At 41.8% G+C, this 23583-nt stretch carries 22 protein-coding genes; 20 read left to right on the top strand and 2 right to left on the bottom strand.

Translation table 11 applies throughout. The features are described 5' to 3' along the window. Positions 1-239 precede the first annotated feature (239 nt). On the top strand, positions 240-1511 hold the full coding sequence (locus EKM80_RS11925) for a tetratricopeptide repeat protein (protein WP_125553509.1): 1272 nt from the start codon (positions 240-242) through the stop codon (positions 1509-1511). A 39-nt stretch (positions 1512-1550) separates the two neighbouring features. Here the strand turns inward: EKM80_RS11925 and EKM80_RS11920 are convergent, their stop codons facing one another. Both EKM80_RS11920 and EKM80_RS11915 read right to left on the bottom strand, forming a co-directional pair. After that, on the bottom strand, positions 1551-2366 hold the full coding sequence (locus EKM80_RS11920) for a site-specific integrase (protein ID WP_125553507.1): 816 nt from the start codon (positions 2364-2366) through the stop codon (positions 1551-1553). Between the two features lie 93 nt (positions 2367-2459). Continuing rightward, positions 2460-3329 carry a YitT family protein gene (locus EKM80_RS11915; RefSeq protein WP_125553505.1) on the bottom strand — a complete coding sequence of 290 codons (870 nt, stop codon included), beginning with the start codon at positions 3327-3329 and terminating at the stop codon, positions 2460-2462. 127 nt (positions 3330-3456) lie between these two features. On the opposite strand from EKM80_RS11915, the gene dapB reads away from it, so the two are divergent. From dapB to EKM80_RS11820, 19 genes are all read left to right on the top strand, one after another. After that, positions 3457-4245, top strand: coding sequence for a 4-hydroxy-tetrahydrodipicolinate reductase (dapB, locus tag EKM80_RS11910; RefSeq protein ID WP_191985951.1), 789 nt, complete (start codon positions 3457-3459; stop codon positions 4243-4245). Continuing rightward, complete coding sequence (locus EKM80_RS11905; protein ID WP_125553501.1) at positions 4242-5453, top strand: CCA tRNA nucleotidyltransferase; 1212 nt, start codon at positions 4242-4244, stop codon at positions 5451-5453. Before dapB ends, EKM80_RS11905 begins: the two co-directional genes overlap by 4 nt. Before the next feature lie 121 nt (positions 5454-5574). Beyond that, positions 5575-7470 (top strand): ABC-F family ATP-binding cassette domain-containing protein, encoded by a 1896-nt coding sequence (locus EKM80_RS11900; RefSeq protein ID WP_125553499.1) that lies wholly within the window; start codon positions 5575-5577, stop codon positions 7468-7470. Positions 7471-7495: 25 nt separating this feature from the next. Beyond that, positions 7496-8443 (top strand): thymidylate synthase, encoded by a 948-nt coding sequence (locus EKM80_RS11895; protein WP_125553497.1) that lies wholly within the window; start codon positions 7496-7498, stop codon positions 8441-8443. Positions 8444-8459: 16 nt separating this feature from the next. Next, positions 8460-8960 carry a dihydrofolate reductase gene (locus tag EKM80_RS11890; RefSeq protein ID WP_125553495.1) on the top strand — a complete coding sequence of 167 codons (501 nt, stop codon included), beginning with the start codon at positions 8460-8462 and terminating at the stop codon, positions 8958-8960. Between the two features lie 238 nt (positions 8961-9198). Further along, on the top strand, positions 9199-10044 hold the full coding sequence (locus tag EKM80_RS11885; protein ID WP_125553493.1) for a DegV family protein: 846 nt from the start codon (positions 9199-9201) through the stop codon (positions 10042-10044). Positions 10045-10136: 92 nt separating this feature from the next. After that, positions 10137-11012 carry an SGNH/GDSL hydrolase family protein gene (locus tag EKM80_RS11880; protein WP_225418876.1) on the top strand — a complete coding sequence of 292 codons (876 nt, stop codon included), beginning with the start codon at positions 10137-10139 and terminating at the stop codon, positions 11010-11012. Positions 11013-11021: 9 nt separating this feature from the next. Then, a complete protein-coding gene (locus EKM80_RS11875) occupies positions 11022-11642 on the top strand; it encodes a YpmS family protein (RefSeq protein ID WP_125553491.1) in 621 nt (206 codons plus the stop codon). A gap of 13 nt (positions 11643-11655) precedes the next feature. Further along, entirely contained in the window at positions 11656-11883 is a 228-nt protein-coding gene (locus EKM80_RS11870) for a YozE family protein (RefSeq protein WP_125553489.1), read from the top strand. A 21-nt stretch (positions 11884-11904) separates the two neighbouring features. Next, a complete protein-coding gene (locus EKM80_RS11865; RefSeq protein ID WP_125553487.1) occupies positions 11905-13377 on the top strand; it encodes a S41 family peptidase in 1473 nt (490 codons plus the stop codon). 115 nt (positions 13378-13492) lie between these two features. Continuing rightward, positions 13493-14350: a ribosome biogenesis GTPase YlqF gene (gene ylqF, locus EKM80_RS11860; protein WP_125553485.1), complete on the top strand. Its 858-nt coding sequence runs from the start codon at positions 13493-13495 to the stop codon at positions 14348-14350. Further along, a complete protein-coding gene (locus tag EKM80_RS11855; RefSeq protein WP_125553483.1) occupies positions 14343-15101 on the top strand; it encodes a ribonuclease HII in 759 nt (252 codons plus the stop codon). The genes ylqF and EKM80_RS11855 overlap by 8 nt, the downstream gene beginning before the upstream one ends. A 52-nt stretch (positions 15102-15153) precedes the next feature. Continuing rightward, complete coding sequence (gene dprA, locus EKM80_RS11850; protein WP_125553481.1) at positions 15154-16017, top strand: DNA-processing protein DprA; 864 nt, start codon at positions 15154-15156, stop codon at positions 16015-16017. A gap of 97 nt (positions 16018-16114) precedes the next feature. After that, positions 16115-18190 (top strand): type I DNA topoisomerase, encoded by a 2076-nt coding sequence (topA, locus tag EKM80_RS11845; RefSeq protein WP_125553479.1) that lies wholly within the window; start codon positions 16115-16117, stop codon positions 18188-18190. Positions 18191-18305: 115 nt separating this feature from the next. Further along, positions 18306-19619 (top strand): FADH(2)-oxidizing methylenetetrahydrofolate--tRNA-(uracil(54)-C(5))-methyltransferase TrmFO, encoded by a 1314-nt coding sequence (gene trmFO / locus EKM80_RS11840; protein ID WP_125553477.1) that lies wholly within the window; start codon positions 18306-18308, stop codon positions 19617-19619. 63 nt (positions 19620-19682) lie between these two features. Then, positions 19683-20591 carry a tyrosine recombinase XerC gene (gene xerC, locus EKM80_RS11835; protein ID WP_125553475.1) on the top strand — a complete coding sequence of 303 codons (909 nt, stop codon included), beginning with the start codon at positions 19683-19685 and terminating at the stop codon, positions 20589-20591. A 16-nt stretch (positions 20592-20607) separates the two neighbouring features. Continuing rightward, positions 20608-21150, top strand: coding sequence for an ATP-dependent protease subunit HslV (gene hslV, locus EKM80_RS11830; protein WP_125553473.1), 543 nt, complete (start codon positions 20608-20610; stop codon positions 21148-21150). 17 nt (positions 21151-21167) lie between these two features. After that, positions 21168-22583 carry an ATP-dependent protease ATPase subunit HslU gene (gene hslU / locus EKM80_RS11825; RefSeq protein WP_125553471.1) on the top strand — a complete coding sequence of 472 codons (1416 nt, stop codon included), beginning with the start codon at positions 21168-21170 and terminating at the stop codon, positions 22581-22583. Positions 22584-22625: 42 nt separating this feature from the next. Continuing rightward, the gene (locus tag EKM80_RS11820) at positions 22626-23516 is read left to right on the top strand and encodes an aldose 1-epimerase family protein (protein WP_125553469.1); all 891 of its coding nucleotides are present in this window, start codon (positions 22626-22628) and stop codon (positions 23514-23516) included. Positions 23517-23583 lie beyond the last annotated feature (67 nt).

Below are 23583 nucleotides of genomic sequence, written 5' to 3'. Positions count from 1 at the left end.
GATCGATAAATGAATTATATTATTTCATCTGTCAACCATAAAGGGACTATAACATGGCGAACACTTGCCCATCGTTATTTTATTTTGTAGCTGATTTTTTTAAATTAAAGGTTAAATATGCTAGAATAGCTAAGCATGTAAGCTACAGTGATTACTGGATCGATTCAGCAGCAAGCTAGCTAAAAATAAGTTTGCTTGGTTTAGATTTAAAAGAATTTGGAAATGGAAGGTGCGGTTAATTGAGTTACGCAGAGCAAATGTTGGCGGCGTTAAAAGCCGGTCAGTTAGAAGAGTCTAAGACAGCCTTTAATCACGCATTACGCCATGATGATGATGAAACGCTATACAGCTTGGCAGAGGATTTATACGCGCTAGGCTTTTTGCGGCAGGCCCGCCGTACCTACTTACAATTACTGAAAAAATATCCTGATGAAGATGAATTACGGACGACCTTAGCGGATATTGCGATCAGTGATGGTAAAACCGATGAGGCCTTAAATTACTTACAGGCAGTAAAGCCGGAATCACCAGCCTACGCCGAAAGTTTATTGGTCAGCGCTGACTTGTACCAGCAGCAAGGGCTCTATGAAGTGAGCGAACAAAAATTACTGAAGGCGCGGCATTTGTTTCCCGATGAACCAATTATCAGTTTTGCCTTAGCCGAGTTTTATTTTGACAGTGGTGAATTTCAAAAGGCAATCGTCCATTATGAGGCTTTGGTCGCTGCTGGTGAAACAACGATTGCCCAGGTCAATTTATATCAGCGTTTAGGCGTTGCCTATGCTAATAGTGGTGAATTCGAACAGGCGCGGGACTACTTAAATGAAATTCCGGAAGCGGAAATGGATAGCAACACGCTATTTCAAAGCGGCTTTATCGCTTTACAGTTGAAAGAATACAGCCGGGCCATCGATAGTTTCGAACGTTTGGTTGAGCAAGATGCCCAGTATAGTTCAGTGTATCCATATTACGCTGATGCCCTTGAAGCTGATCAGCAGTTAGAAGCAGGCTTACGCGTCGTTCAAGCTGGTTTAGCGATCGATCAGTACAATGAGGTGCTATTTGATAAAGGGGCGCATATCGCGTTAAAATTGGACGACAGCGCGACTGCTGAAAAATATTTACAGCAGTTATTGGCGATCGATCCAGAAAATATGCAAGCGTTAATCGAATTAAGTAATCTATACGTTAAGCTAGGCCGCCATGAAGAAAATTACGCGTTACTGGAACCTGCTTTGAAGCAAGGGGATGTTGATCCGCAAGCTTATTGGAATTTTGCCCGTTCGGCTGCGGAACTTGAACGTTTTGACACTGCGCGCGAAAATTATTTACTCGCATATCCAACATTTAAAAACGAACCAGATTTTTTGAAGGAATTAATTAACTTTTTCCAAGAAATGGGGCTGCGTGCTGAAACTAAAGCGGCTTTGCAACGTTACGTTAAGTTAGTGCCAACTGACGATGAAATGGCCTATTTATTAGATGATTATTTAGCCGATGAAGATTTGTAAAAATAAAAAGCCGTCAATTGGCGGCTTTTTTGCTTTAATTCAGGGCAGTAGACTACGGTAATAGTCAAGTGAGGCGGGATCCAGCCGTAGTGTTTGCTGGAGTTCTGCTGTGCTACTGGTTTGATGCTGAATTAAATAATGTAAAATATAACCTTGATGTAGTTTACGTGGCGTTAGTGGGAAATCAACTAGCGGTGCGTCTTTTTTTAGATATTTATGCAGTGCGGGGGCAGTTAATTGTGGATGCTGCCGATCAAGTCGCGTTTTTAAGAAGAGTTCAGAGCTGGCTTGCAGCGTTTGTAGTGGTTGCAAATAAGCATGAAAAGCCTGCATGAATTCTTGTTCAGCTGATGTAAAGGTTAACTGCGCAGTTAATTCGTGGAAGCCAGTGGCCAGCATTTCTTGACTAGTGAAGCCGTGATTACTAAACAAAAGTAACGCGCGTGTGTAAAAACTCAGTTGCTGATTGGCGAGTAAATTCGGTAATTGATCCAACCAAGCAAAATCAATGGCGGGTTGGAGTGTTTCTTTGCTTAGGCCCTTTAAAGCAACCGTTGGGTAGTGGGCAATCAAGTCATGCGTAAATAAGAATTTAAAATAGCCATTAAGGTGCGAGAGAATTTTATTATAAGTGTCGTTTTTTAAATCACGTTGCTGTAGTAGCATACTCAAGTAGTCACGAACATCATTTTCGAGAATGTTGTCTAGACTTGGATCGCTGCTAAACGCCCAGTTGAACTGATGTAGATAGTTAAAAAAATCGTCTAAAGTACGCGCGTATTCTGCAATTGTTAGTTCAGCTAATTCTTTGTCAGCCAAAAAATGTTGAAAATTTTTTTGATAGGGATAGGCCATAATTATCACATCCTTAGGTATTAGTATAACATAAAAAAGTTACTTTAACTCTGTTAACCAAAAAAACAATGCGCAGACAAGCTGCGCAAAAATTCAAAAAATAGACCGTCGTTTACGTGCATAAGTGAAGCCTTCACCTAGAACTTCATGTACATTGATAATTGAAATAAATGCTTTTTCGTCATGTTGCGCGATAATCCGCTTGACTAAGGCAATTTCATTAGGTGCCACAACACAATAAATCACCTGTTTAGCTGCATGCTGATAACCGCCTTCAGCATTTAAAAAGCTAGTGCCACGGTCGAGCTGTGCCATAATATCATCAGCAATTACCTGATAATCATCACTAATAATTAGAATACCGCGGGCAGCGTACGCGCCTTCTTGAGTAAAATCAACAACTTGTGAAAAAATAAAAGAAGCTAGCAGGGTATACATCATATGACGCACATCTAAATAGCTTAATGATAACGTAAGTACGATCACATCAACGATCAAAAGGGTGCGGCCCATTGAAATTCCCTGTTGACGCTCAATTACCCGAGCAACTACATCGCTACCGCCAGTCGTGCCACCTGCCCGATAAATCAAGCCGCTGCCGAAACCGCCGCATAAGCCAGCCATGACCCCAGCAATAAATAAATCATGATGCAAGTTTAATTGGACTGGTAGTCGTTGCCACAGCCACAAAAAAAGCGACAACATCACGGTCCCATAGATTGTGAGAATCAAGGCGTGGCGACCGAGAAACTTATAACCAACAATGATCAATGGCACATTTAAAAGTAGGCTGGTATAGGCTGGATCCCAATGCCACCAAGAACGTAAGATTAATGTGATCCCAGTAATTCCACCTTCAGCTAAATGATTATTAATATTGATACTGACTAAACCCAACGCGTACAGTGCACAGCCCAACGTAATCAGTAATAAATCGCGCAGGCGAATCTGTTGTTGCTCCATTTAATCACGCTCCCTTATCTTCTGTCTGCATTATACCGGATTTTACTGGGTGCTGATATTTAAATTAGCCGTATAATTTGTTAGTATGGTAAGTAATGAATTAAATTAAATGGAAAAGGTGATTGTTTTGACAAAAATTCTTGTTGCAGGTTTCAAGGGGCGGATGGGCGCTACCGCAACGCATATGGTTTTAAAAAACGCTGATTTTGAATTAGTCGGTGTTTATGACCCAATCGCTACCGAAAAAGACTTAGCTGAGATCACCGAATTTGCTGGTCAGCATGCACCAGTTTTTAACCAACTTGAAGCAACGTTGGCTGCTAAGCCAGAAATTTGGATCGATTTTACAATTCCTAAGGCTGCAGTGGCAAACACGCAATTTGCCTTAGAACATCAAATTTCACCAGTTGTTGGCACAACAGGTTTTACCGCTGACGATATTAAAAATTTACAGGCTTTAGCAAAACAACAAAAAGTTGGTGGCTTAATTGCGCCTAACTTTAGTTTGAGTGCTGTTTTAATGATGCAATTCTCTAAACAGGCCGCTAAGTACTTCCCTGATGTTGAAATCATTGAAATGCACCATGATAATAAATTAGATGCACCAAGCGGAACTGCCATTAAAACGGCTGAAATGTTAGCCGCAGTTCGTGGTGATAAGCCACAAGGTAATCCTGATGAAAAAGAAAGCATTCCTGGTGCACGCGGGGCTAATTATGCAGGTGTGCGGATCCATAGTGTCCGTTTGCCCGGTTTAATTGCCCATCAGCAGGTTCAATTTGGCGGTATTGGTGAGGGCTTAACCATTCGCCAAGATACCTACGATCGTGAATCCTTTATGACAGGTGTTGCTTTAGCTTGTCGTAAGGTTCGTGCTACTGATCAGCTTTATGATGGGCTTGAATATCTACTATGAAATTAACCGAGTTACCGACTGAATTTGTTCAAGCTTTACCGGTGTTGCGAACAATTACCCAAGCAGGTTTTGAAGCTTATTTTGTTGGTGGCAGTGTCCGTGATGCCTTATTGGGCAAACAAATTCACGACGTGGACATTGCTACCAGCGCTTATCCAGCAGAAATTAAACAAATCTTTCGCCGCACCGTTGATACCGGTATTAAACACGGTACGGTCACTGTTTTGCAACAGGATCTAGCCTACGAAGTCACCACTTTTCGAACAGAATCTGGTTATCAAGATTTTCGGCGGCCAGATCATGTGACTTTTGTGCGTTCCTTACGTGAGGATCTTAAGCGGCGTGATTTCACGATCAACGCCTTAGCTTTGCAACATGATGGAACAATTATCGATCTGTTTGCTGGCTTAACTGATCTTGAAAACAAAGTCATTCGTGCCGTTGGTGATCCTAACGAACGGTTTCATGAAGATGCGTTGCGCATGATGCGGGCGGTTCGGTTTGAAAGCCAATTAGGGTTTTCTATTGAACCTGTAACTGCAACTGCAATTCAAACACATCATCAGTTATTAAGTAAAATTGCGATTGAGCGAATCCATGATGAATTCGTTAAATTGATGTTAGGTAAGGCACGCATTGCTGGCTTAACCAGTTTTATTCAAACCGAGTTATACAGCCAATGTCCTGATTTTGAAACGGCCGCACCGGCTTTAACGGCAATCGCACAATTACCAGCAACAGCTTTAACTGATGAAGCGGCTGTCTGGTTATTACTTGTTCAGCAATTGCAACTAGATGTAGAACAAGTTAAAACCTTTTTACGTCACTGGAAGTCTGCCAATGAATTGCTTCAAGCCGTTAGTTGTAGTTTACCGTTGTTACAGAAAATGTTAGCCCAGCAGCCATTGCATAACTGGGATTTTTATCAAGCTGGCTTAACCAATGTGTTAACCGCTAACCAAATTGCTACTTTATACGGTGCTGGGACGTCAGTTGCTACATTAACAACAAGGTACCAACGATTACCACTGAAAAAGCGTAGTGAGCTTGTTGTGAACGGTGGCGACTTGTTAAAAGCATTAAAACTAAAACCAGGACCAAAGTTAGGTCAATTACTGGCAGCATTAGAACAAGCTGTTGTTGCAGGTGACATTAGCAACGAAAAAACTGCGTTGCTTGCTGCCGCTGCTGAATTAAATAACGCTTAATAAAAAGTGAGTGGGCTGATCTTGGTCAGTGGCTCTCACTTTTCTTTTTTGCAGGTAAAGCTGATTGCTTTTTTGACGGCAATCTTTTAGGATGAATGCAGAAACTGAGGTAGATAAATCAATGCAAACTTTAACCGCGGAAAACTTAACTAAAACTTATGGCGAAAAAATGCTATTTGATCATATTTCTTTTTTCATTAAGGCTGGTGATCGAATTGGCTTGATCGGAACGAACGGTGCCGGTAAGACGACGTTACTGAATGCCTTAACGGGTAATGATACTTTTGATCAAGGTGATATCACAACGCCGAAGCAGTATCGAATCGGCTATTTACAGCAAGACCCACAATTACCACAAGATCTGACCATTATGGAAGCAATCTTTACTGGTGATAATCCGTTATTTAAGGTTATTGCCACGTACGAGCGGGCCTTGGCAACACTAAGTCAAGCGGGTGATAGTGAAAAAGCGCAAACTGCCTATACCAAGGCAGAAGCTGCGATGAATCAGGGGGACGCGTGGAACGTTGATACCCAGATCAAAACGATTTTGTCGCAACTCAACTTATCTGATTTAGATCAACGAATTGGCGAGTTATCTGGTGGTCAGCAAAAGCGGGTTGGCTTGGCGCAAGTTCTGATCGAATCACCTGATCTACTGATTTTAGATGAACCGACCAACCATCTCGATTTTGCATCAATTGCGTGGTTAGAGGATTATTTATCTAGCTACAAAGGCGCTTTGCTAGTTGTCACCCATGATCGCTATTTCCTAGATCGTGTGACCAATCAGATCTATGAATTGGCCTTTGGCAACTTGGCGGCTTACAGTGGCAATTTCGAAGCTTACTTGCAACAAAGTGCTGCAGCAGCGGTTGAGGCCAACGAACAGGCAGCCAAGCAAGAAAAGTTATATAAGAAGGAATTAGATTGGATGCGGGCTGGTGCGAAGGCGCGCTCAACTAAGCAACAAGCACGGATCAATCGTTTTAATGATCTGAAAACTAAGGTCAACAAAGGGGTCGAACAAACCACTGCAGTTGATATTAACTTAGGTCAACAACGTTTAGGCAAGAAAGTGCTGGAACTGAAGCAGGCAAGTTTGGATTTCCATGATCATCCCATCATTAAGGATTTAGACCTCATGGTTCAAAGTCATGCTCGTTTAGGAATCACTGGCGAAAATGGTGCGGGTAAATCAACCTTTCTTAATGTTTTAGCCGGTCGGTTACCGCTTGACGCTGGTACCATAACTTTAGGCGAAACGGTTCGCTTAGGTTATTACACGCAAATGACTGAATCACTAGATCCAGACAAACGCGTGATCAGTTATTTACAAGAAGTCGGTGAAGCAGTGACTGCACGTAATGGTGACGTGGTCAGTGTGACCCAGTTACTGGAACAATTTCTATTTCCCCGCTTCATGCACGGTACCTTGATTCGTAAGCTATCTGGCGGTGAACAGCGGCGGCTTTATTTATTAAAAATTTTGATGCAGCAGCCGAATGTCTTATTGTTGGATGAACCAACCAATGATTTAGATATTAGTACATTGACGGTATTAGAAAACTATTTAGCCAATTTCAATGGCGCGGTTATCACGGTTTCCCATGATCGTTATTTTCTAGATCAAGTCGCTGATGAATTATTGATTTTTGATGGTAACGCGCAAGTGACCCGCTTTACTGGGGCTTTAAGCGATTATTTGGCGCAACAACAAGCGCCAGCTAAAGTAGCAACAAAGCCAGTCGAACCAATCGAAGCTGCGGAACCAGCAGCACCAGTAACTAAAGAAAAAACGAAATTAACTTATAATGAACAAAAAGAATGGGCGACCATCGAAGCTGATATTGATCAGTTAGAGCAGCAATTAGATGCTGTGCAAACGGCGATGCAAAGTAACGGCGCTGATTATGGTAAACTAGCTGAACAACAAAGAGAAGTTGAACAACTTAACCAACAAATTGAAACTAAAATGCAGCGTTGGGATTATTTGAGCCAGTACGCTGACGCCTGATTTAATAATAGGAGGAATAACGCTCATGGAAGAAGCATACCTCGATTTAGCCCAGAAGATTTTAACGGAAGGTCACTACAAAAATGATCGCACACAAACGGGAACCTACAGTATTTTTGGCTACCAAATGCGTTTTGATCTTAGTCAGGGTTTCCCGCTATTAACCACTAAAAAAGTTCCCTTTGGCTTGATCAAAAGTGAGTTGTTGTGGTTTTTAAAGGGTGACACCAATATTCGTTATTTATTACAGCATCACAACCATATTTGGGACGAATGGGCATTTAAAAACTATAGTGAAAGTAACGACTATCATGGCCCTGACATGACTGATTTTGGTCATCGCCAGTTAACCGATCCAGCCTTTGCAACAGCTTATCATGAGCAGAAAAACTTATTTTGTGAGCAAATTCTAAACGATGAAAAATTTGCGGCTAAATATGGCGAATTAGGCAACGTTTATGGCAAGCAATGGCGGGCATGGTGCACAAGTCAGGGCGACACGATCGATCAGATCAAAAATGTGATCAATCAAATTAAAACTACTCCAGATTCACGGCGCATGATCGTAACGGCCTGGAATCCAGAAGATGTGCCGACTGCAGCATTACCACCTTGTCACACTATGTTCCAATTCTATGTTGCGGACGGTAAACTAAGTTGTCAGCTGTATCAGCGTAGTGGTGACGTGTTCTTAGGTGTGCCATTTAACATTGCTAGTTATGCCTTACTAACGGCTTTGATTGCCAAGGAAGTTGGCCTAGAAGTGGGCGAATTTATCCATACTTTAGGTGACGCACATATCTATAGCAATCACGTTGATCAAGTCAAAGAACAATTAACGCGGACGCCACGATCAGCACCAACTTTGAAATTAAATCCTGCTAAAAGTAGTATTTTTGATTACGACGTAACGGATATTCAATTAGAAAACTATGATCCTTATCCAGCAATTAAAGCGCCAGTAGCTGTTTAGTAAAAGGAGGCGCCAAATGACAATTGCATTTATGTGGGCGGAAGCGCAAGATCATTTAATCGGTGACCGCGGACAGTTGCCGTGGCATTTACCAGCTGACTTGCAGCATTTTAAAAAAACCACGCTTAACCAAATTGTGGTAATGGGCCGCAAAACATATGCTGGTATGGGCAAACCGCTGCCGCAGCGCACCAATATTGTGCTCAGCCGGCAAGCAGATTACTCCGTAGTACCAGGTGTTTTACTATTGCATAACATTGACGACGTGCTAGCGTACGCTGCGGCACATCCCGAGCAAGAAACGATTATTATTGGTGGCGCCGCAATTTTTGCTTTGTTCAAGGATCACGTGGATCGCTTGTATGTGACTGAAATTGATGCGCATTTTACTGGGGATACCGTTATGCCTGCACTGGATTGGTCAGCATTTAAACAAGTCGCTTTTCAAGTTGGTGTGGTTGATGCTAACAATCACTATCCGTATTCCTTTGCAACTTATCAGCGGCTAGCCAAATAATTTTTAGATGGATAAGTGAAAATTAAGGGTTAATCTGCTATACTAAATTAGTGTTTAATTGGACGTTAATCGGTAGTTACAAAGATAACGGGTGACCGTTATAATAGCTATTCTAGCTGACAACGCAAATGATGACTATTGAAGCGTTGATCTGATAGTCACTTATTAAGCTTAGTCGGACTGGCTTAACGACAATAGCAAGTTGAAAATAATTTGTAAGAAAGTGTGGCTGAAGTTCGTGGCAACTATAAAAATCGTAACCGATTCGTCGGTTCAACTCACCCCTGAAGAAGTTGAAGAAAATAATATCACGGTCATTCCACTTTCAGTTATGATTGACGGTACCGTTTATATTGATGGTAAAACCATCACCCGACCACAGTTTGTTGAACTAATGAATAAATCAATTGCTTTACCTAAAACTAGCCAACCACCAATTGGTGAGTTTATCGAACTATTTGATCAACTAGGTACTGATGGTAGCCAAGTCATTGCACTGCATATGACTGATGCAATCAGTGGTACGGTGAATACAGCACGGCAAGCGGCCAATTTAAGTAAAAGTGATGTGACGGTGATCGATTCGCGAGAAACTGACCGTGGCATGGCTTTTCAAGTTTTACGTGCGGCACAATTAGCTAATGAAGGTGCTGACAAAGCAACCATTATTAACTCAATTGACCGTGTCCGTAACAGTACTAAATTATATATGGCCGTTATGACCTTAGATAATATCGTTAAGGGTGGTCGTGTCAGCAAGGTGACTGGTTTGATCTCCAACATTTTGAATATGAAAGTCATTTTCGAAATGATCGACGGCGAATTAAACGTGCGTACTAAGGGACGCGGTATGAAAACCGTTAATAATTTTATGCGTGATTTAATTGCTGACCTAGCATCTAAGCCGAATATTAAGGGCATCGGGATTTCACATGTTGCGGCAAATGCAACAATGGAAAAGTTTCGGGCTGATATTCATGCCGCTTTACCAAACGTACCGCTATTAATTCGTGATACGAGTCCAATTATTGCGACATATGCTGGTATGGGTGCTTTTGCAATCATGTATTACACTGAGGACTAATTAATAATTTAGTAATATTTTGGGGGCTGTGACGTGTTTGTCAAGGCCCTTTTAATATAGGCAGCAAAACTTAACTATAAGGAGCGTCAATTGTGCGCGGTTTAAAGATTTTAAAGGAAATCGTGTTGGTTGTGGTGATTATTGGGGTCATTGCTGGTGGTATCTACGCGAGTTTAAGCTATTTTGCACCAGGAACCATTAGTGATCAACCGACTAAAACACAGACTCAGCCAACAATTAAAAAGAAGAAAAGTATTCAGTTAGTGGCAGTTGGTGATTCTTTAACTGAAGGTATTGGCGATGGCTTGCAACAAGGTGGTTATGTTGGCATTATCAAAAGTGAGCTTAAAACCAAACAAACGGTGCCAACGACAACACAAAATTACGGAATCGCTGGCGAAACTAGCACCCAAATTGATCAGCGGGTCCGTAACGACCAGAAATTACAGCAGGCGTTAAAACAGGCTGATGTGATCACAATGTCGGTTGGCGGCAATGATCTGATGGCCGTTTTACGTCAGCAAATGCTTAATTTAAATGAAGCTGACATCAAACAGGCGCAAGCAACTTATACAACTCATTTAGCAACTTTACTGCAAGATGTGCGTGAACATAACGCTAAAGCACCAATTTTCATTTTTGGCATCTATAATCCGTTCTATCTTTATTTCCCCAAAATGACGAAAATGCAGACGGCGGTAGAGGATTGGAATAGTGCTTCGGCTAAAGTGATCAAGCAGCAAAAGAATAGTTATCTAATTGATATTTGCGAGCAGCTATCTAAGGGTGAAAGGCTAACTAGTCAGAAAAAGACGACGACTAAAGCAACCAGCGATACAAGCAGTGACAAGAATAATTTAATTTTCACTGAAGATAATTTTCATCCCAATCATTCTGGCTATCAGGTCATGGCTGATGATCTTTACAAAGTTATGATGCAGCAGAAAATGAAATGGTTGTACAGATAGGAAGGTAATATGGAGACAAAAAAACGGGTAGTAAAAAAAACAGCAGCAAAAAAGCCCCTTAATTGGTGGAAATGGCTTTTTATCGCTTTAGTGGCGATTTTATTGGGTAGTGGGGCATACCTGGGGGCTAAATTAACCACACCAGCGCCAACTAACACAAGCAGCGAGACCGTAATTAAACGCGATCCTACTTTTGCAGTTAATTTAAACAAATCACAGGTCAATGCAGTGATCAGCTATTACCTTAACCATTACCTAAAAGATAGTAAAATTAAATATGACTTTGATTTAGATGAACAAGCGATTCTCAAAGGCAAATTTAAACTATTAGGTTATCCTGTTCCATTTTCGATCTACTTTGATCCATACGTCAAAGAAAATGGCGACGTCGAGTTGAAAGCGCGGCGGATGGAAATTGGTAGTTTATCAGTACCAATTAAAACCGTGATGAATTATATTAGTCATAGTTACAAGTTTCCTAAATGGGTCGTGCTCAGTAGCAGCAATAAAACAATCACATTAAAGCTCAATGAATTTAAAATGAAAAATGGTATGCAGATCAAGGCAACACGGATCGATCTACCTAACAACAAGATCAATTTGAACGTTTATATTCCTCAATTTAAATAGGTGGGTGCTAACTATGCGTAAAAGCTTTTATCAATTTTTAATGACGCAACGTGATCCAGAAAGCCATGATGAAGTCGCTCAATTTGCTGACAATGCCTTTTTTGATCAAAGCTTCCCCAAGTTAGAGCAAGCTTATGAGCCATTATCCAAATATTTAGAAGAAAATGCTGGGTATTTACCTAGTATGACCATTTTCGATACTGCATTCCAAAAATATCAAGAACAAGCAAGCGAGCTTTAACTTTATAAGTAGGTGAATTTATTGGAAGAAAAACCGCAAGTAACGCCAGAGACAACGCCTAAAAAGCCTAAACGGCAAAAACGGCGCGTTAGTTTATTGATCTATATTAGTTCGACCTTACTAGCTTTCTTTGTCGGAATCTTTTTAACGATTTTAGTGGTCGGCTTAAATAATCGCACAAGTCAGTCACTAGACACATCAACGGCTGGTTTTAGTAAAATTAGTCAAGTTTACCAGACTATCAGTCAACAATATTATCGGAAAACGGATAAAACAAAGCTGATCAACGGTGCAATTAAGGGTATGATCAATAGCCTAGACGATCCGTATTCAGAATATTTAGCTGGTAGCGATGCTAGTGACTTAGATAACACAATTTCGGGTAGTTTTGAAGGTATCGGCGCTGAGATTCAGAAAAAAGGTAATTACATTGAGATCGTTTCGCCAATTGCTGGCAGCCCAGCTAAAAAAGCGGGCTTAAAGGCTAATGACGTGATCACAGCAATCAACGGTAAATCAACGGCAGGTTGGAGTGCCACCAAGGCCACTAATCAAATTCGTGGCAAGAAGAACACGAAGGTTACGCTGACCATTAAGCGGGGTAAACAAAGCTTTAAGGTTAACTTAAAACGTGATGTGATCCCTGTTAAAACCGTTAATGCACGGATAGATAAAACCCACCCAACAGTTGGTTATATTCAGATCACTAGCTTTTCGGAACCAACTTTCAAAGAAGTTAAGGCCGCCATCACTAAATTACGTAAACAAGGGGCAAAGTCATTTGTTCTTGATGTCCGAAGTAATCCTGGTGGTATTATGCAACAAGCCCTGAAGATTTCCAGTATGTTTGTGGCCAACGGTAAACCGTTAATGCAAGTGAAAGCACGCACCGGCGCAGCTACTGTTTATAAGGCAGGTAAGTCACAGGATGGTGGCTTCAAGGTTAAGGAACCGGTCAAAGTCTTGATCGATGACGGTAGTGCCAGTGCTTCAGAGATTTTTGCAGCCGCGTTGAATCAATCCGCAAATGTTGAATTGATTGGTACAAAGTCATTTGGTAAAGGCACGGTTCAACAAGTTAGCCAGTTAGATAAGCACAGTGAGTTTAAAATCACCGTAGCTAAGTGGTTAACGCCGAATGGTAGTTGGATCAACAAGCGTGGCTTAACGCCTAACATCACTGCTAAATATCCTAGCTACGCCTACTTGCCAGTGGTGAGTGACAAAAAAACGTATCAATTGGACGACGTTTCTAGCAAAATTAAAACATTACAAAAGGAATTAAAAGCAGTTGGTCAGGATCCAGGTACGATCAACGGTTACTTTAGTACAACTACACAACAAGCTGTTACTGCCTTCCAAGCAGCCAATGACTTGGATCAAACAGGTAAACTTGATACGGCAACAATCGATAAGCTACAGACAATGATCACTAAGAAAATCAGTGATAATGACGTTGCTTATAATAAAGCCGTTGAACAATTGAGTAAGTAATTACGGACGAAGCATCGCAATTTTGCGGCGCTTCGTTTTTTAGATACTGAAAATATGATAGAATAGAACAGATAAGCTTGACGTTAAACGTCAGCAAACGAAAGGATTTTTATATATGAGTACGATTCAATGGTATCCTGGCCACATGGCAAAAGCCAAGAAGCAGGTACAAGAAAAATTACATTTAGTTGATATTGTTTTAGAAATTGTTGACGCACGGTTACCATTATCATCACGTAATCCAATTTTAGATCAAATTATTCAGCAAAAACCGCGCTTAATGATTCTTAATAAAGCTGATTTGGCGGACGCGGCATTAAACGCAGCTTGGATCGCTTACTTTAAGCAACATGATCTTCCTGCAATCAGTATTGATTCGCAGCACAATCACAATGTCCAGCAGATTGAGAAGCAAGCACAAGTGATTTTAGCCGATAAAATCGCCCGGCAACACGAAAAAGGAATCAAAAATAAACCAATTCGTGCTATTTGTATTGGTATCCCTAACGTTGGTAAGTCAACGATTCTAAATCGCTTGGTGAAGCGTAACGTAGCAATCACCGGCAATCATCCAGGCGTTACCAAAAAGCAACAATGGCTTAAGGCAGGGAAAAGTCTAGAGTTATTAGATACACCAGGTATTTTATGGCCAAAGTTTGAAGATCCTTTAGTTGGTAAAAAGCTAGCTTTAACGGGCGCCATCAAGGATTCACTATATCATGCTGATGATGCGGCTTTATACGCGTTGGCCTTTTTCAAGCAGTATTTTCCTGAACGACTACAAAAACGCTATCATTTAACTGAACAGGATCTAACTTTAACCGATTCTGATCTGTTGCTAAAGTTAACAACTAATTTTGGTTTACGTGCTGACTATGAGCGAGCTAGCGAGCGGATTATTTTGGATTGTCGCAAAGGTAAGTTAGGCCGCTATACCTTAGATCAGGTCAGTGAGGTTGTTACGCATGACTGAGTCAATTGCACAAGTTAAGCAACATTTGGCGTTGACCCCGACTACTGATTATTTAGCCCAGTTAGCCACTGACCCACGTAAAGGTGTTCAACGCTGTTTAGTTCAATTTCAAAAACAACAAGCTGCATTAGTCGCTGAAAAAGCGGCTTTTTTGGCGCGGCGGCACTACGAGGATCGCCTTTGGCCGCAATATCCACAAATTGCCGGCATCGACGAAGTCGGCCGTGGCCCATTGGCTGGTCCAGTGGTAACAGCGGCGGTCATTTTACCCCATGATTTTGCTGTTTATGGTGTCAATGACTCTAAACAATTATCCGCTAGCAAACGTCAACAGTTTTATCGGCTGATTTTGGAGCAAGCTGTCAGTGTGGCAATTGGCGTTAGTGATGTGGCAACCATTGACCGAATTAACATTTTAGAAGCAACTAAGCTGGCCATGCAGCAGGCTGTGGCAGGTTTAACGGTGCGACCAGATCATTTATTGATCGATGCCGTTAAGTTGAAAACTGATATTCCAACAATCAGGATGTTTAAAGGTGACAGTCACAGTATCAGTATTGCGGCAGCTAGTATTGTGGCGAAAGTTGTCCGCGATCATTTGATGTTAGCTTATGCTCGTGCTTATCCCGGGTATGACTTTGCGGACAATGAAGGTTACGGTACCGCTAAACACTTGGCGGGCCTGGCCCAGCACGGCATTACGCCAATTCATCGGCGCAGCTTTGCACCAGTAAAAAAATATTTAAACTGATTTAGCGCTCCTTTGCGTAGTTTATAAAGTAAACACCTAAAGGAGCTTTTTTATGCAATTACGAACTTTTTTACTTAAAATCCATTTATGTGCTGGTATTGGTCGACTTGGTGAATTACGTGTGGCCGAATATTTGCGGCAGCATCCGCAAGCTGAGTTAGAAAGTACGCAGATCTGTCAGTTGGCCCGGCTGAATACAGTTCAAACGCAACGTTTTAAGCAAGCATGGATCAGTAAGCTACTGGCGGATCTGCTGGCACAACACCAGGGACTCAACGTATTAACTTGGGTAGATACAGCGTACCCAAGGTATTTACGAGAAAGTTATCAGCCGCCAACGGTTTTATTCTATCAAGGTGATCTTAGCTTACTACAGCGGCCATTGTTGGCGTTAGTCGGTGCGCGCCAGGCTACTGAGTATACACAACGAACCTTGATCCAATTCATGCCCACACTGGTCGCACAGCAAGTGGTGACGGTTAGTGGCTTAGCGGCCGGCGCTGACCGAATGGTTCATTTAACCACTTTGGCGGCACACGGCCAAACGATTGCGGTGATTGGCACTGGCCTAGATATTTATTATCCCCGCGGTAACCAAGCGCTACAGCAACGTATTGCCAGCGATGGCTTAGTGTTGACCGAGTACCCACTGGGCAGCGCACCACAACGGTATCATTTTCCGGAACGCAATCGTATTCTGGCCGGCTTATGCCAGGCACTTTGTGTGACTGAAGCGCGGCAGCATAGTGGTAGCCTGATCACGGCCAATCTAGCCTTACAGGCAAACCGCAACGTTTTGGCCGTGCCAGGAGCACTATGGCAGCCACTATCAGTCGGCTGTAATCAATTGATTGCGGCCGGTGCGCGACCAGCACTTTCGGCTAATGATTTGCTTGAAGAATTGACTATTATATGAAGGAAAAAATCAGTTTAAGTTGACAAACCGCTTCGGCATGGCATATGATATTTTACGATTCGTTAGTTCTAAAGAAACGAACTGAAAGGGGATTGTCATGGCGTATAAAAACCTCGTGATCGTTGAATCACCATCCAAAGCCAAGACGATTGAAAAATATCTCGGCCGCAATTACAAAGTCGTGGCGAGTCTCGGCCATATTCGTGACTTACCCAAAAGTAAAATGGGCGTCGATTTTGAACATAATTATGAACCACATTACATTTCCATTCGTGGTAAAGGTGATGTGATTAAAGACTTAAAAAAATATGCTAAAAAAGCAGAACATGTTTATCTTGCTTCTGATCCGGATCGTGAAGGCGAAGCAATTGCCTGGCACGTTTCCCATATTTTAGGCTTGGATCCTGCCGATAAAAATCGGGTTACTTTTAACGAAATCACTAAAGATACAGTTAAAAATGCCTTTAAATCACCACGCAGTATCGATATGGATTTAGTTGATGCCCAACAAGCACGACGGGTGATGGATCGAATCGTTGGTTATTCGATCTCACCATTACTGTGGAAAAAGGTTAAAAAAGGCCTCAGTGCAGGTCGGGTTCAATCGATTGCTTTGAAGTTGATCATTGATCGTGAAAACGAAATTAAAGCTTTTAATCCAGAAGAGTATTGGACCATTGATTCGCAGTTTAAAAAGGGTACCAAAAAATTTGATGCCAGCTTCTATGGTGTCGATGGTAAGAAAAAAGCGCTGAAGAATGAAAAAGCCGCACAAGCAATTGTGACCCGCATTGATCCTAAAGGCGATTTTGATATTACCAAAGTAACTAAGCGCGAACGCAAACGATTCCCGCAAGCACCGTTTACAACCAGTTCATTGCAACAAGAAGCCGTTCGGCGATTAAATTTCCGGACGCGTAAAACAATGATGGTGGCGCAACAATTATACGAAGGGATTAACCTGGGTGGTCGCCAAGGCACTGTTGGTTTGATCACTTATATGCGGACAGATTCAACCCGAATCTCCCAAGTGGCTAAGCATGAAGCCAGTCATTTTCTCCATGAAAACTATGGTGAAGAATACGCGGCGTTGAAGATTCATAAAACCAAGAATCCGGAAGGCGCTCAAGATGCCCATGAAGCTATTCGGCCATCATCAGTTCTACGAACACCAAAAAGTTTGGAAAGTGTTTTAAATAAAGACCAAATGAAGTTGTATCAACTGATCTGGTCACGCTTTTTAGCTAGTCAAATGACACCAGCTATTTTAGACACAATGGCAGTTACAATTGAACAAAATGGTGTGATTTATAAAGCCAATGGTTCAAAAATGAAATTTGCTGGCTTTACCAAGGTCTATGACTCTGGTAAACAAGAGAAAAAAGATAATATGTTGCCTGACTTAACAGAAGGCGATACGACTAAGTTAGTTAAAAATGATCCCAATCAACATTTCACCCAGCCGCCGGCACGATTTTCTGAAGCCACACTGATCAAGACGCTGGAAGAAAACGGGGTTGGTCGACCATCAACATATGCACCAACGATTGAAACAATCCAACGGCGCTATTACGTTAAGCTGGAGGCCAAACGCTTCGAACCAACTGAACTAGGTGAAATCGTCAATGGCATTATCGTTGAATTTTTCCCAGATATCGTCAATATTGACTTTACTGCCGGCCTAGAAAACGATTTGGATGCAATTGAAACGGGCAAGCAGCAATGGATCAAAGTGATCGATGAGTTCTATCAACCTTTTGAAAAAGAGGTGACCTCAGCAGAAACTAAGATTGAAAAAGTCCAGATCAAAGATGAACCAGCTGGCTTTGACTGTGATATCTGTGGCGCGCCTATGGTGATCAAATTAGGGCGCTACGGTAAGTTCTATGCCTGCAGTCGTTTCCCTGATTGCCGCAATACCAAGCCAATCACCAAAGAAATCGGCGTTATTTGCCCACAATGTCATACAGGTCAAGTAGTTGAGCGTAAATCAAAAAAGAAGCGCATTTTCTATGGTTGCAGTCGCTATCCTGATTGTGACTTTGTTTCTTGGGATAAGCCAGTTGGGCGTGATTGTCCAAAAGACCATCATTTCTTAGTTGAAAAGAAAGTTAAAGGTGGTAAACAAGTCATTTGTCCTAATGGGGATTACGAAGAACCCGTTCAGAAATAGAGACTGTAGTTTCGCCATGCAGTAACTTTTAATTATCACAGTAGCAACAACAAAATTATTAGCTAATTGGGGCTAATAATTACCTTTAGTCATGAAATAGAAGTGAGGAACGCACATGACACAAAATGCTCCCCATATTAACGTTGTTGGCGCCGGCCTAGCTGGTAGTGAAGCCGTTTGGCAAGCGGCCCAGCGCGGTGTTCAAGTTGATCTATACGAAATGCGGCCAGTTAAAACGACGCCGGCACACCATACAGCGCAATTTGCTGAACTAGTTTGTACTAATTCACTGCGTGCTAACCAAATTACGAATGCAGTTGGCTTATTGAAGGAAGAAATGCGGCAGTTGGATTCCGTGATTTTAGCGGCGGCTGACTACAATGCAGTCCCAGCTGGTGGTGCTTTAGCTGTTGATCGGGAACCATTTTCAGCGATGGTGACTGCAAAGATTCAGGCCTTACCAAATGTTACCATCCATAATGAAGAGTTAACGGCTTTTCCAGAAGGCCCCACAGTTGTTGCAACTGGTCCACTGACCTCCCCAGCTTTAGCTGAGCAGATTCAGCAGTTAAACGATAGTGATGGCTTGTACTTCTATGATGCTGCGGCCCCAATTTTAGATAAAAATAGTATTGACCTTGATAAAGTTTATCTGAAATCGCGTTACGATAAGGGTGAAGCTGCCTATTTAAACTGTCCCATGGATAAGGCTGAATTTGAAACGTTCTATAAGGCGTTGATCACCGCCGAAACGGCAGAAATGCACGACTTTGAAGACGATAAATTTTTTGAAGGCTGTATGCCGATTGAAGTCATGGCTAAGCGGGGGCTTAAGACAATGTTGTTTGGTCCATTAAAACCTGTTGGCTTAGAGGATCCCCACACTGGCAAACGCCCGTACGCGGTTGTTCAATTACGGCAAGATAATGCGGCCGGTAGCCTTTATAATATCGTTGGGTTTCAAACTCATCTAAAATGGGGCGAGCAGAAACGTGTTTTCCGATTGATTCCTGGTTTGGAAAATGCTGAATTTGTCCGTTACGGCGTGATGCACCGCAATACGTTTATGCGCTCACCAGAACTATTAGAATCAACGTATCAGTCTAAACAACGCACGGATTTGTTTTTTGCGGGACAAATGACTGGCGTGGAAGGTTATGTTGAAAGTGCGGCTAGTGGCTTAGTTGCCGGTATCAATGCCGCTCGTTTAGCTCAGACCCAAGCACCATTAATTTTTCCACAGGAGACAATGCTCGGTGCAATGGCGCATTATATCACGCATACTGGGGCAAAGCATTTTCAACCCATGAACGCTAATTTTGGGATTGTCAAAGCATTGCCGGAGAAGATTCGGGATAAGCCCTTGCGTAATCAAACTTTGGCAGACCGTGCCTTGGCCACCTTAACTGAATTTAAACAACAACTATAGCAACCCTTTTCAAATTCCTGCCGACTTGTGGTACAGTGAGTACATTAAGTCGGGAGGGATTTTTTGCTAGAATTAAATTGGCTCGATTTATTCATTCAGTATTTAAACGTTGAACGCCAATATAGCCCCGAAACCAGCAAGGCTTATCAAGAAGATATCTTAAGTTTTGTTGATTTTTTAAAGAAGAATGGTGGCGTCAATTCTTTTAAAGCGATAAAATTATTAGATGTGCGGACCTACTTAAGCTTCCTGTATGAACAGCAATACAGTCGTAATTCTGTGTCGCGTAAAATTTCTAGTTTGCGTTCGTTTTATAATTATTTAGTTAAAAATAATTTAGTAGCAGCTAATCCTTTTTCCACAGTTCAATTGAAGCGGCATAATGCTCATTTACCACGCTTTTTCTATGAAAAGGAAATGCAAGCGCTATTTGACGCAGCGCAAGGAGATCGGCCTTTAGACCTACGTAATTCAGCGTTACTTGAGGTATTATATGCCACAGGGATCCGGGTTAGCGAATGCATCAATTTAACGTTAAGTGCAGTTGATTTTGATCTGAGCGTGATGCTGATCCACGGTAAGGGTAATAAGGACCGCTATGTTCCGTTTGGTCACTTTGCTGCCCAAGCATTGGATCACTATCTAACTGATTGTCGCACACCGTTAATGACCAAATATAAAGCTGAACATGACTATGTGTTTGTTAATCATTACGGTAAACAGCTGACCGCAGCTGGTGTTGAGTATATTTTAAATCAAATTATTAAGAAAAGTAGTTTGACCTCAGATATTCATCCCCATATGTTGCGGCATACTTTTGCGACGCACTTATTGAATAATGGCGCAGATTTGCGGACGGTTCAGGAATTATTGGGCCACAGCAGTCTTTCGACAACACAAATTTATACGCATGTTACTACAGAACATTTGCAGCAGGATTACCGGAAGTATTTTCCCCGCGCTAAATCATGAATTAAGGAGTAAAATAATGACAATAAAATTTGAAGCAACAACAATTTGTGCCGTTATGCATAACGGCCATGCAGCAATGGCAGGTGATGGCCAAGTTACCATGGGTGAAAAAGTTATCATGAAAGGTACTGCTAAAAAAGTTCGCCGTATCTATAATGATCAGGTTGTGGTTGGTTTTGCTGGCAGTGTTGCCGATGCGTTCAATCTTGAAGAACGATTTGAAAAGAAATTAAATGAATACAGTGGTAATCTGTCACGTGCTGCGGTTGAATTAGCGCAAGACTGGCGTTCTGATCAAACATTGCAAAAATTAGAGGCTTTGTTGATCGTTATGAACAAAGATCAACTGTTAATGGTTTCTGGTAATGGTGAAGTGATCGAACCGGATGACAACATTCTTGCCATTGGTTCTGGTGGTAATTACGCCTTATCTGCAGCCAAAGCATTAACCACGCATGCTAAAGATATGAGCGCTCATGATATTGCCTATGCTGCTATTAATATAGCCGGTGATATCGATATTTTTACTAACCATAATATTATCGTTGAAGACTTATAAGCAAAGGAGCTTACCAAATGCAATCAGCTGAAAAAACACCGAAACAAATCGTCGTCGCTTTAGACGATTACGTCATTGGCCAACATGAGGCTAAGCGCGCTATTGCCGTTGCACTACGCAATCGGTATCGGCGTATGCAACTAGCCCAGGATATGCAAGAAGAGATCACCCCTAAAAACATGCTAATGATCGGACCTACTGGGGTCGGCAAAACTGAAATTGCCCGCCGTTTAGCTAAAATTGTCGTTGCACCTTTTGTAAAGGTTGAAGCTACAAAATTTACTGAAGTCGGCTATGTTGGTCGTGATGTTGAATCAATGGTCCGTGATCTAGTCGATGTTGCGATTGAAATGGAACGCAAAGTTCAGTACAAAAATGTGCGCGCCGAAGCCAATCGTGATGCTGACAAGCGCTTAGTAAAATTATTAGTTCCTGGCGTTAAGAAGCAACCTACCCAACAAAATCAGATGCAAAGCCTAATGAACGCTTTTACCGCTATGCAAAATGGTCAAAATCCATTACAAAATGGCGAGGAAAAAGAAGAGGTCACTGATACGGTTCGTGATCAGCGGTTATCAGTTAAGGAACAACTGGATCGAGGCTTATTAGAAAACCAAGACGTTACCATTGAAATGGAAGACCCCAAGCAAGCTGTTGCTATGAATAACAATATGATGGGCCAAATGGGAATTGATCTGAGTGAGACGTTAGGTGCCTTGACACCTAAGCGGAAAATCAGTCGTACTGTAACCGTTAAAGAAGCCCGCGAAGTCCTGGTCAAAGAAGAATCTGAAAAATTGGTTAACGACGCCGATATTTATCATGACGCCATTAAACGTGCGGAGAACACCGGCATTATTTTCATTGATGAGATTGATAAAATTACCGCTAATGGTCAGAAAAATAGTGGTGAAGTTTCTCGTGAAGGTGTCCAACGTGATATTTTACCGATTGTTGAAGGCTCAGCCATCTCAACCAAATACGGTACGATCAATACGGATCATATCCTCTTCATTGCTTCTGGTGCCTTTTCTGATAGTAAACCTAGTGATTTGATTGCCGAACTACAAGGTCGTTTCCCGATTCGGGTTGAATTAAACGATTTGTCAAAAGAAGACTTTGTTCGCATCCTAACCGAACCTAATAACGCCTTAATTAAGCAATATATGGCTTTGATCGCCACCGATAATATCCACGCGACTTTTACCAAGGAAGCTATCGAACGAATTGCTGAAATCGCTTATGATGTTAACCATGAAACGGAAAATATTGGTGCCCGGCGCTTGCATACTATTTTAGAAAAGTTACTGGAAGACATCCTTTATGAAGGTCCAGATATGGAAATGGGTGACGTCACGATCACTGAAAAATATGTTAACGATAAAATCGGTGATATTGTTGCCAATAAAGATTTAAGCCGTTATATTTTGTAAGGACAGTATAATAGTTCAACAAACGAGAAAGTAGGGATAAGGATGACACTCTCCATTAAGAACCAATTTTTACAGGCCAACTTCACCGAAAAAGGGGCTGAATTAACCAACCTGATTTCATTGGATTCAGGTATTGAGTATATTTGGCAAGCTGATCCGCAGGTTTGGGGACGTCACGCACCGATTCTCTTTCCTTTTGTTGGTCGCTTAAAAGGCGATCAATATCATTATCAAGGTAAAACTTATCATATGGGTCAGCATGGTTTTGCTCGTGATCGGACCTTTACCGTGATCAATCATGAGGCAGCTACAATCAGCTTCCAATTGACTGACGATGAACAAAGCCGCCAAATTTATCCATTTGCTTTTGAATTAACTGTGGCCTATCAATTAGTTGATAATGATCTTGAAGTCACTTATTTTGTGCATAATCCTGCTGATAGCGATTTGTATTTCTCAATTGGTGGCCATCCTGGGTTTAACGTTCCCTTAACTGATGAAAATAAGTTTGAAGATTATTATATTAGCTATGAACCTAAGAAATCACGAGTACAGATTCCGTTAGTGGGTCCATTTAATGATGCGGCCCATAAGACTTTAGCATCAACGGATACTGATCATGATCTGTCACACGACTTGTTCAGCAGTGACGCGTTGATCTATGAATTGCATCAGCCAAATACGTTTACATTGAAAAATGATCAAAATCATCAGAGTTTGTCAGTTACTGTTACTGATGCACCGTACACTGGTATTTGGTCACCCTATCCGACGGTTGGTAACTTTGTGTGTATCGAACCATGGTGGGGCATTGCTGATAATTTAGAAACCAGTGGTGAATTAACCGAGAAAATGGGCATCAACCAATTAGAAGCAGGTGCTGATTTTACTGGTAGTTTTACGATTACTGCGCACCAACGGCGTGCATTTTAACGAAAAAAAACGAGGCTAATTGAAGTGAACCCCAAATATTGGACGAAACTTTAAGCGACTTTCTGGG

Origin of the sequence: Loigolactobacillus jiayinensis, assembly GCF_003946445.1 — a bacterium.
Classification (GTDB): domain Bacteria; phylum Bacillota; class Bacilli; order Lactobacillales; family Lactobacillaceae; genus Loigolactobacillus; species Loigolactobacillus jiayinensis.
This window is presented reverse-complemented; position numbering and strand designations above follow the sequence as displayed.